This window comes from Brevundimonas sp. GN22 (assembly GCF_054824005.1).
Map to the genome: position 1 here is coordinate 41,068 of NZ_JSYD01000112.1, position 9,516 is coordinate 50,583.

Consider the following 9,516-nt stretch of genomic DNA (forward strand, 5'->3'; position numbering starts at 1 on the left):
CACCGCCCGATGTTTTACCTCCTGTATCTGTATTACGCAGACGTCGCCCAGAACTATCCGCTGCTGCACCTGATCCAGTATCAGACCGTGCGCGTGGGTCTTGCGATGGCGACGGCGATGATCGTGGCCGTGGCCATGGGCAGCCGCTTCATCAACTGGATGCGCGCCCGTCAGGGCAAGGGCCAGCCGATCCGTGACGACGGTCCGGTGACGCACCTGTCCAAGGTCGGCACCCCGACCATGGGGGGTCTGATGATCCTTGCCGGTATCGCTGTGGCGGTACTGCTGTGGGGCGATCTGACCAATCCCTATATCTGGATCGTGTCGGGCGTGACGGCTGCCTTCGGCGTCCTCGGTTTCGTCGATGACTACGCCAAGGTCACCAAGCAGTCGTCGGCCGGTCTGACCTCCAAGCAAAAGCTTCTGGCCCAAACGATTGTGGCAGTGATCGCTGGTGTTCTGACGGTGCTGTGGATGACCCAGTCGCCGACTTCGCCGGGTCTGGAAACCTCGATTGCCTTCCCGTTCCTTAAGGCGGTTCTGCTGAACATAGGCTGGTTCTATGTGGCCTTTGCCGCCTTCACCATCGTGGGCTTCTCGAATGCGGTGAACCTGACCGATGGCCTTGATGGTCTGGCGATTGTACCGGTCATGATGGCGGCGGGTGCTTTCGGCATCATCGCCTATCTGACGGGTAACTTCCTGTTCGCGGAATACCTTCAGGTGCACCACGTACCGGGTTCGGGCGAGCTGGCCATCTTCTGTGCGGCCATCATCGGCGGCGGCATGGGCTTCCTCTGGTACAACGCACCCCCTGCTAAGATCTTCATGGGCGACACCGGTTCGCTGGCTCTGGGCGGCGCTCTGGGTTCTATGGCTGTGGCGACCAAGCATGAACTGGTGCTGGGCATCGTCGGCGGCCTGTTCGTTGTCGAAGCCGCATCGGTCATGATTCAGGTTGGCTATTACAAGCTGACGGGCAAGCGCATCTTCCTGATGGCCCCGATCCACCACCACTTTGAAAAGATGGGCTGGCCGGAATCGACCGTCGTGATCCGTTTCTGGATCGTCGCGGCCATGCTGGCGCTCATCGGTCTGTCCACCCTCAAACTGCGTTAATCCCATGATCCCCGTCCCCGGCTTTGAAGGCAGACGCGTTGCGGTTTTCGGCCTTGGCCGATCGGGGATCACGGCTGCCCGCGCGCTACAGGCGGGTGGGGCGGAACCCGTCCTCTGGGACGACGGCGTCTCGGGCCGGATGCAGGCAGAGGCCGAAGGCTTTAACGTTGAAGACCTGACCAGCGCAGACTGGTCGGGTTTTGACGCTCTCGTCCTGTCGCCGGGTGCACCGCTGACACACCCCAAACCGCACTGGACCGTCGAAAAGGCGCATGAGGCAGGGGTTCCGGTTATCGGCGATGTGGAACTGTTCGCCCGCGCTCTCGATGCCTTGCCGTCGGACAAGCGCCCGCGGGTCGTCGCCATTACCGGCACCAACGGCAAGTCCACCACCACGGCCCTGATCGCTTTCGTGCTGAAGCAAGCAGGGCTGAAGGTTCACATGGGCGGCAATATCGGTATCGGCGTGCTGGCCTTGCCGGCGCCCACGCCCGAAGCCGTCTATGTGATTGAGGTGTCCAGCTATCAACTGGACCTGACGACGGCGTTCAAGCCGGACGTCGCTATCCTGACCAACATCAGCCCCGACCACCTCGACCGTCATGGCGGGATGGAAGGCTATGTGAAAGCCAAGTCCCGCATCTTCCAGGCCCAATCCGGCAATGACCTCGCCCTGATCGGCGTGGACGAACACTGGGGGCAGGGCCTCTCCGATGCCGTCGAGGCGCGGGGCGAGAAGGTCATTCGCATCGCCACTGCCCGCACTCCTGAAGACCTGCCGCGAGAGGGCTGGCGTGCCGCCCCCGGTCTGTTGCTGACGGGTGAACGCGAAATCGACCTGACGGCGGCCCGCTCTTTGCCTGGTCGACATAACGCCCAGAACGCCGCCTTTGCCTATGCAACCGCGCTGGCGCTAGGTCTGTCGCACGAACAGGCACTGGCCGGTGTCGTCAGCTTCCCGGGTCTGGCACACCGCATGGAGGCCGTGGGCCGTCTGGGCGGTGTGCGGTTCATCAATGACTCCAAGGGGACCAATGCTGACGCCGCCTATCAGGCGCTGGCCTCCTATCCCAAGACGTTCTGGATCGCCGGTGGCGTACCCAAGGCGGGCGGTATCGAGCCGCTGCGTCCGCTGTTCGGCCATATCGCCAAAGCCTATCTGATAGGACAAGCGGCAGACGCGTTTGCTGTAACTTTGGGCGACGTCCCTCATGTCGTGGCCCACACGATCGAGCGCGCCGTGCAGTTGGCCGCCGAAGATGCGGCCAAGACGGGCGGTGATCAGGTGGTGCTTCTGTCGCCCGCCTGTGCCAGCTTTGACCAGTTCCCTGATTTCGAAGTGCGCGGGGAAGCCTTCCGTGCGGCGGTTCTCGCCCTCGGAGCCACTGCGGAGTCCGATCATTGAGCCAGTCTTACGCCCATCCGTTCTCGCGCAGTGACCAGAGCGTTCTGGCGCGCTGGTTCTGGACTGTTGACCGCCCGCTGTTGGTGGCTGTCCTGACGCTGATGTTTATCGGCGTGGTGCTCAGCTTTGCGTCCAGCCCCGCCGCTATTCTGGCGGATGAATCCCTCACCAACCCATTCCATTATTCATACCGGATGATGGTGTTCTCGGGCTTGGGCTGCGCGACCATGCTGGTCACCAGCATCTTGTCGGTAAAGGGCGTGCGCCGCCTGTCCGTACTGGCGCTGTGCGCGGCCATCGTCTGCATGATGGCGCTGCCGTTCATTGGCGACACGGTCAAGGGCGCGGCCCGCTGGATCAACCTTGGTCCGTTCAGTCTGCAACCTTCGGAATTCGCCAAGCCCGGCCTGATTGTCTTTGCCGCATGGATGTTCTCCGAGGCGGGCAAGGGGCAGGGCGTCCCCGGCGTGAGTATCGCCGTTGGTGCCTGGGCGACGGTCGTGGCTCTGCTGCTTATCCAGCCGGATATCGGCCAGACCTTGCTGGTCACCACAACGTTTGCCGCCGTCTTTTTCATGGCGGGAATGCCTATGAAATGGGTGGCCGGGGTGGCCGCTGCTGTTCCGCTGGCGGGCGCAGGCCTGTTCCTGACGTTCGGACACATGCGCGACCGTCTTGACCGCTTCTTCTCGCCGGAGACGGCTGACACTCACCAGATCGACCGTGCGTCCGAAGCGATCCGTGCGGGCGGCCTTGTCGGTCGCGGCATTGGCGAGGGTGTGATGAAGCGTCACGTGCCCGACCTGCACACCGATTTCATCTATTCGGTTGGTGCCGAGGAATATGGACTGGTGCTGTCGCTGTGCATCATCGGCCTTTATGCCTTCATCGTACTGCGCGGCATGCGCAAGGCGATGAAGCTTGCCAATCCGTTCGAGCAGACGGCTGCTGCGGGCCTGTTCATGCTGATCGGCCTCCAGGCCTGCATCAATGTGGCCGTAAACCTCAGCCTGATCCCGACCAAGGGCATGACATTGCCGTTCATCTCCTATGGTGGCTCGTCCATGATCGCCATGGGGCTGACTGCAGGCTTTGCCTTGTCTTTGACCCGACGTCGTCCGGGGGCCTATGAACCCGGCGCGAACATTTCCTCGCGTAGCCGTATCCTGCCCTAGTCGTCGTTCTGAAGAACGGAACCCGAGAAACAATATGACTTCTGCGTCCCGCGTTTGTGTTGTTGCCGCTGGTGGCACCGGTGGCCACATGTTCCCGGCCGAAGCTTTGGCCAAGGTCATGGCCGCACGCGGCTGGAAGATCATCCTCGCCACCGACAAGCGCGGCCAAAACTATGCGCAGGCCTTCCCCGCTCAAAAGATCGTGGCGCTGGACGCGGCTACGGGCTCGGGCGTCGTAGGGATGCTGAAAGCCGGGTTCGCCATCATCAAGGGCGTGGGACAGGCCTCGACCGCCTATAATGCCAAGGGATGCGACGTGGTGGTCGGCTTTGGCGGCTATCCGTCTGCACCGGCTCTGGTTGCGGCTGTCGCGACCCGCCGCGCCACAGTCATTCACGAACAGAATGCCGTGCTGGGCAAGACCAACCGGTTCATCGCCGCAGCCGTCGACACCGTCGCCGCCGCCTTCCCGAATGTGGGACGCGCGCCCAAGTCGGTCGCAGACAACATCCATGTGGTGGGTAATCCGGTGCGACCGGACATCCGTGCCCTGTTTGACCGCACCTATGCGGCCCCGACGGCCAAGGGCCCGATCAACATCCTGATCACCGGCGGTAGTCAGGGCGCACGCATCCTGTCGGAAGAGACGCCCGAGGCGCTGGCTTCCCTGCCCGCCGACATCCGTGCGCGTCTGGTCGTGTCGCAACAGGCCCGCTACGAGAATATCGCTGCCGCCAAGAAAATATACGCCGATGCCGACATCAATGCCGAGGTCGAACAGTTTTTCGATGACATGGCCAAGCGCCTGTCGACGGCCCATCTGGTGATCGGGCGGGCAGGGGCCTCGACCTGTTCGGAGCTGGCGGTTGCCGCCATGCCGTCCGTCCTGATCCCGTTGAAGATCGCGACCGACGATCACCAGACCCTGAATGCCAAGGTTCTGGTGGATGCGGGTGCTGCACGACGTATCGCCGAAGATGACTTCAGCGCACCGGCCCTGAGTGCCGTTGTCGGTGAAATCCTGTCTAACCCTTCAAACCTCGCGACCATGTCCGCGGCGGCCAAAAGCGTAGCCATTGCCGACGCCGCGGAACGCCTTGCCGATCTGGCCGAGGCGGCTGCGGCGGCGCGCGGCCGCTAAATACTGTTGGCAGCCTAAGGCGGGCGCTTGGGGACAGTACGGAACGCGGTTAGGGTGGGGGCATGCCTCAGTTTGTCAAAGATCTGACCGTCACGGTTTTCGCCCTTTGGAACCAGTTCAACTGGCTGCCAAAATGGGCGGTGATCAGCATCATTGTCGCGGCCTTCACCTTTGCGGGTTGGGCGGCGAACTATGCGGTCTTCTTTGTGCTGCAGTTTTTAGCCCGCAAACGCGATGTCTTCTGGCAGCGCGCGCTCGAAAAGGCGCGGGTCCAGATCGGCGTGCTGGTGATGATAGTCGCGATGGCGCTGGCCGTGACGGTCTCGCCGCTGTCGGTCGAGATGTCGATCATCACGCGGCGGACGCTACTGTTTGCGTTCCTTCTGGTCACAGGCTGGACCTTGGCGGGGCTGGTCGATGCCGGGGCCACGGCCCAGCTCAAACGCTACGACACCGAAGACGACGCCAACACCCACGCTCGCAAGCGGGTAACCCAGACCCGCATTCTTCGCCGCGTTTTGCAGGTATTGATCCTGCTGGTGACGCTGGGTTTGGCGCTTCTGACTATACCGGGCGTTCGCCAGTGGGGCCTGTCGCTGCTGGCATCGGCGGGTGTGGTCGGTATCGTTGCGGGTCTGGCGCTACAGCCTTTCCTCGCCAACCTGATCGCCGGCATCCAGATTGCCACCGCCCAACCCATCCGCATTGACGACGCTGTTGTCGTTGAAGGCGAGTGGGGACGGGTCGAAGAGATCACCTCAACCTATGTGGTGGTCAAGCTCTGGGACTGGCGCCGTATCGTTCTGCCGCTGACCTATTTCATTCAGCGTCCTTTCGAGAACTGGACGCGCATGGATACGCGCCTTTTGGCTCCGGCCTTTCTGTGGGTGGACTATGAAGCGCCCATCGACCGTCTAAGGACCAAGCTGGAACAGATCGTCCATGGCTCCATCCATTGGGACGGCGATGTGGTCTCGCTGGTGGTGTTCGACATCACCGAGCGCACGGCCAAGATCCGTTGTACCGCCAGCGCCCGCAATGCTTCTGCGGCTTTCGACTTGAAGTGCGAGATACGCGAGAAGATGCTGGCCTTCATGCGCGACGAATGCCCCGAGGCCCTGCCGCGCGACCGCGTGGATGTGGCGCAGGCCAAGCCTTTGCCCAAGGGCGCGATCGTTCTTAACGAAGGCGCTTAATCAGCGTCACGTGTCAACTGGATAGCCTTCGACAAATGCGTCGCGTCCACGCGAGGCTCGACCCATCCGCAAGCCACAGCCGCCAGTTCGGCGGCTTCTCCTCCGGGCGATAGCTCGATGACCGGGCCGTCAATCGGCATCACGGGGCCTATCACCAAGTCGTCTCGCAAGGACGCATAGTCCATGCGTTGGCCTGTCTTGGCGATACAGTCGAACTGCCACCAGGAATAGCCGCCGATGTAGTTCTTTCCGCCAATGGCGGATGGCTCCGCGCTCAACTGCACGCTGCGCATGCGGGCGTTGGCCCCGTCGCGAGTGATGCTGTCCAGCTCGGCGAAATAGACGAACCGGCCTTCCCGCACCAACTGCATACGCACGTCTTCTGGCTCGGCAGTCTGGCCACCGGTGAATGCGAGAACTATCGCGAGCGTAGCAAGTTTTGACACTGTGTGAGAACTCATCGTTAATCGGCGTTAGCTAAGCTACAGGTTAATGACCCAACCGCATCTTAACGCCACAGCCACCACCAATATCAAATCGTCCCGACCCGTGGGACAAAGAGTGACTGTGCTCGGCCAACAGATGGACCTGATGACAGGGCGTCAGGTGTTGGAGTGGGTGGTCTATGCCGCGCGCGGCCGCCGGCGTGCGATTGTCGCCAACCACAATCTGCACAGCCTGTATCTGGTCGAGCGCCATCCCGAGATGGCGCGCCTGTATGACATGGCCAATCTCATTCAGGTCGACTCCATGCCGTTGATCCGGTTTGCGCAGATGACCGGAAAACCTGCCAAGGCGGAGCATCGCTCGACCTATCTCGACTGGCGCGACGACTTTTGGGGATTGGCCCAGCGGTTTGGCTTGCGCGTCTTCTATCTGGGCGGGGAGCCCGGCATCGCGACGGGTGCCGTGCGTATGATGGAGATGGCCTATCCCGACGTGCGCTTCTCGGGCCATGACGGCTTTTTCGACGTGACCAAGGACGGCGAGGCGAACCAGAAGGTTCTGTCGACCATTCGGCGCTTTGCTCCTGATATTCTGATGGTTGGCATGGGAATGCCGCGTCAGGAAATCTGGATCGCCGAAAACTATGAAGACCTACCGCCGTGCGTCGTCATGCCAGTAGGGGCCGCTTTCGACTATGAGGTCGGTGCCCAGAAAGCAGCGCCGCGTTGGATGGGCGACTGGGGGATCGAGTGGCTGTACCGACTGTGCAGCGATCCCAAGCGACTGGCGTCCCGCTACCTTTATGAGCCGTGGTTCCTGCTTAAACCCGCCTATCGGGACCTGATCAGGCGTTGATGATGGTCTCGGCCTGTTTCAGGTCGACGCTGACCAGCTGGCTCATGCCGCGTTCGGGCATGGTCACGCCATAGAGGCGGTCCATCCGGCTCATCGTCACCGGATTGTGGGTGATGCAGATGAAGCGGGTGTCGGTGCGCGAACGCATTTCGTGCAGCATCTTGCAGAAGCGGTCGACGTTGGCATCGTCCAGCGGCGCATCCACCTCGTCCAGCACGCAGACGGGGGCAGGGTTGGCCAGGAACACGCCAAAGATCAGCGCCGCTGCCGTCAGGGCCTGTTCGCCACCCGACATTAGGCTCATGACCGACAGGCGCTTGCCGGGCGGGCAGGCGTAGATTTCCAGACCGGCTTCCAGCGGGTCATCGCTTTCTACCAGCTTCAGTTCGGCCTGACCGCCACCGAACAGGGCCTCGAACAAGGCTTTGAAATTCTCGTTGATGATCTCGAAGGCGGCGAGCAGGCGCTCGCGGCCCTCGGCGTTCAGTTCATCAATGCCGTCGCGCAATTTGGCGATGGCTTGGGTCAGGTCGATGCGCTCGGACTTCATCGCGCCCAGGCGGTCGTCGTATTCGGCGGCTTCCTCCTCGGCCCGCAGGTTGACCGCGCCCAGCGCCTCGCGCTCGCGTTCCAGCGCGAACAGCAGGTTCTCGGCCCCCTGCGTATCCGGCGGGCGGGCGATGGCATCTTCCTGAAGCTTCTTGCCCAGTTCTTCGGGCGTCATCTGCGCGGTTTCGCGCAAGTTGCGGTCGGCGTCGGCCAGCTTTTCATCGGCCGCTTCGGCGCGGGCCTGAAGGGCGGCGCGGGCTTCGCGGGCCTGACCGGCAGCGGCTTCGGCGGCGCGGGCGGCGCGGTCGGCCTCGGCGGCGTCGAACTCGACATGTTGCAGGGCGTCGGTCGCAGCCTTTTTGCGGTTCTCGGCAGCGATCAGCGTGTCCATCAGCTTGCCGCGTTGTTCGGCAAATCCGGCGGGCGCTTCCTCGGCTTTCTTGAGCTGGGCGGCGGCCTTTTCGGCGTCCTTTTCCAGCGTCTTGATGCGGGCGGTGGCTTCTTTCGAGCGTCCGATCCAGCTTTCATGGGCGCGGGACAGACTACCGAGGCGTTGTTCGCGCTGCTGGCGGTCACGCAGCTCCTCGTCGCGGCGTGAACGGGCGTTCTGCGCGGCCTGACGGGCGTTGTCGGCAGCGCCGCGCGCGGCGTTCAGATCACCGCGCAGGGTGGCGATAGTTTCGGACGCTTCCTCGATGTTTTGCGCGGCGCCGTATGCAGTCTGCGCCTCAGCTGTTTCGGCATCCAATCGAGCGACGGTCTCGTCCAGCGACTGTGCGCGGGCTTCCTTGCGGGTTTGCTCCCTGCGCAGATGCTCCAGCCGGTCGCGGGCACTGGCGACGGCCTTGTCCAGACCGAACGGGCGGGTACGTGCCTGTTTGACGGCTTCTTCGGCAGCGCGGAATGCGTCGGTAGCGGCACGCATGGCGGCTTGTGCCGCCTCCAGTGCAGGACGCCCCGCGTCGATCTCGGCTTCCAATTCCGACAGGCGCGTGCGCTGGGCCAGTCGCACGGCGGCGGGGCGCGGAGCCTCGGCGCGGCTGACGAAACCATCCCAGCGATAAAGGTCGCCTTCCTTGGTCACCAGACGCGCACCGCGCGGCAGACTGCGGGCGAGGTCGGCGACGCGGTCACGCGGGGCAACGCCGCAGAAAGCCAGACGTGCGGCAAGTTGTTCGGGCGCATTCACATGGGCCGACAAAGGCTCGACGCCATCCGGCCAGCTATGCGGCGAGGCCTCGGCTCCGGCCCAGTGCGCAGGGGCAGCATTGTCTAGCGCGGCATCCAGATCATCGCCCAGAGCAGCGGCCAGTGCGGCCTCATAGCCCTTACTGGCCGAAACCTTATCCAGCGCTGGGGCATGCTGGCGCTTACCCGTGACGAGCAGTTGCGCCAGACCACGCGCTTCGGTTTGCAGACGACCCAGACGGTCTTCCAGTTCGCGGGCCTTGGTGCGGGCGTCCTGCTCGGCGCGGGCGGCGTCACCACGAGAGGTCTCGGCAGCTTCCACAGCTTCGCGGGCAGCGACCAATTCGGCTTGGGCGTCGGCCAGCGCCTTTTCGGCGGCGGCAATCTCCGGCGTTTCCAGCGGACCGAGGGCCTCGCGTTCGCGCTTGGCCTGATCGCGCT

Annotated in this window: 8 protein-coding genes; 6 read left to right on the forward strand and 2 right to left on the reverse strand. The window is 63.2% G+C overall.

Going from position 1 to position 9,516, the window contains the following annotated elements; genetic code table 11:
• The first annotated feature begins 9 nt into the window (after nucleotides 1–9).
• The 5 genes from mraY (at nucleotide 10) to OB03_RS13470 (ending at nucleotide 6,036) form a co-directional block, all read left to right on the forward strand.
• On the forward strand, nucleotides 10–1,119 hold the full coding sequence (mraY, locus tag OB03_RS13450) for a phospho-N-acetylmuramoyl-pentapeptide-transferase (protein ID WP_242913838.1): 1,110 nt from the start codon (nucleotides 10–12) through the stop codon (nucleotides 1,117–1,119).
• Between the two features lie 4 nt (nucleotides 1,120–1,123).
• Nucleotides 1,124–2,524 carry a UDP-N-acetylmuramoyl-L-alanine--D-glutamate ligase gene (gene murD, locus OB03_RS13455; protein ID WP_461344504.1) on the forward strand — a complete coding sequence of 467 codons (1,401 nt, stop codon included), beginning with the start codon at nucleotides 1,124–1,126 and terminating at the stop codon, nucleotides 2,522–2,524.
• Nucleotides 2,521–3,699, forward strand: a complete 1,179-nt coding sequence (locus tag OB03_RS13460) for an FtsW/RodA/SpoVE family cell cycle protein (protein ID WP_461344505.1) — start codon at nucleotides 2,521–2,523, stop codon at nucleotides 3,697–3,699. The genes murD and OB03_RS13460 overlap by 4 nt, the downstream gene beginning before the upstream one ends.
• 34 nt (nucleotides 3,700–3,733) lie before the next feature.
• Nucleotides 3,734–4,840: an undecaprenyldiphospho-muramoylpentapeptide beta-N-acetylglucosaminyltransferase gene (murG, locus tag OB03_RS13465; protein ID WP_461344506.1), complete on the forward strand. Its 1,107-nt coding sequence runs from the start codon at nucleotides 3,734–3,736 to the stop codon at nucleotides 4,838–4,840.
• Nucleotides 4,841–4,902: 62 nt separating this feature from the next.
• Complete coding sequence (locus OB03_RS13470; protein WP_242913842.1) at nucleotides 4,903–6,036, forward strand: mechanosensitive ion channel family protein; 1,134 nt, start codon at nucleotides 4,903–4,905, stop codon at nucleotides 6,034–6,036.
• On the opposite strand, the gene OB03_RS13475 is transcribed toward OB03_RS13470, so the two are convergent.
• Nucleotides 6,033–6,482, reverse strand: coding sequence for a hypothetical protein (locus OB03_RS13475; protein WP_242913843.1), 450 nt, complete (start codon nucleotides 6,480–6,482; stop codon nucleotides 6,033–6,035). The two genes, OB03_RS13470 and OB03_RS13475, sit on opposite strands and share 4 nt — an antisense overlap.
• 46 nt (nucleotides 6,483–6,528) lie before the next feature.
• Between OB03_RS13475 and OB03_RS13480 the strand changes: the two genes are divergently transcribed.
• Nucleotides 6,529–7,338, forward strand: a complete 810-nt coding sequence (locus tag OB03_RS13480; RefSeq protein WP_242913844.1) for a WecB/TagA/CpsF family glycosyltransferase — start codon at nucleotides 6,529–6,531, stop codon at nucleotides 7,336–7,338.
• On the opposite strand, the gene OB03_RS13485 is transcribed toward OB03_RS13480, so the two are convergent.
• On the reverse strand, nucleotides 7,328–9,516 hold a 2,189-nt coding region (locus OB03_RS13485), incomplete at its 5' end, for a coiled-coil domain-containing protein (protein ID WP_461344507.1). The two genes, OB03_RS13480 and OB03_RS13485, sit on opposite strands and share 11 nt — an antisense overlap.

What these genes read in the sequence shown, in the direction of transcription:
- mraY (WP_242913838.1), top strand. Translation starts at nt 10, where the DNA reads ATGTTTTACCTCCTGTATCTGTATTACGCAGACGTCGCCCAGAACTAT.
- murD (WP_461344504.1), top strand. Translation starts at nt 1,124, where the DNA reads ATGATCCCCGTCCCCGGCTTTGAAGGCAGACGCGTTGCGGTTTTCGGC.
- OB03_RS13470 (WP_242913842.1), top strand. Translation starts at nt 4,903, where the DNA reads ATGCCTCAGTTTGTCAAAGATCTGACCGTCACGGTTTTCGCCCTTTGG.
- murG (WP_461344506.1), top strand. Translation starts at nt 3,734, where the DNA reads ATGACTTCTGCGTCCCGCGTTTGTGTTGTTGCCGCTGGTGGCACCGGT.
- OB03_RS13480 (WP_242913844.1), top strand. Translation starts at nt 6,529, where the DNA reads ATGACCCAACCGCATCTTAACGCCACAGCCACCACCAATATCAAATCG.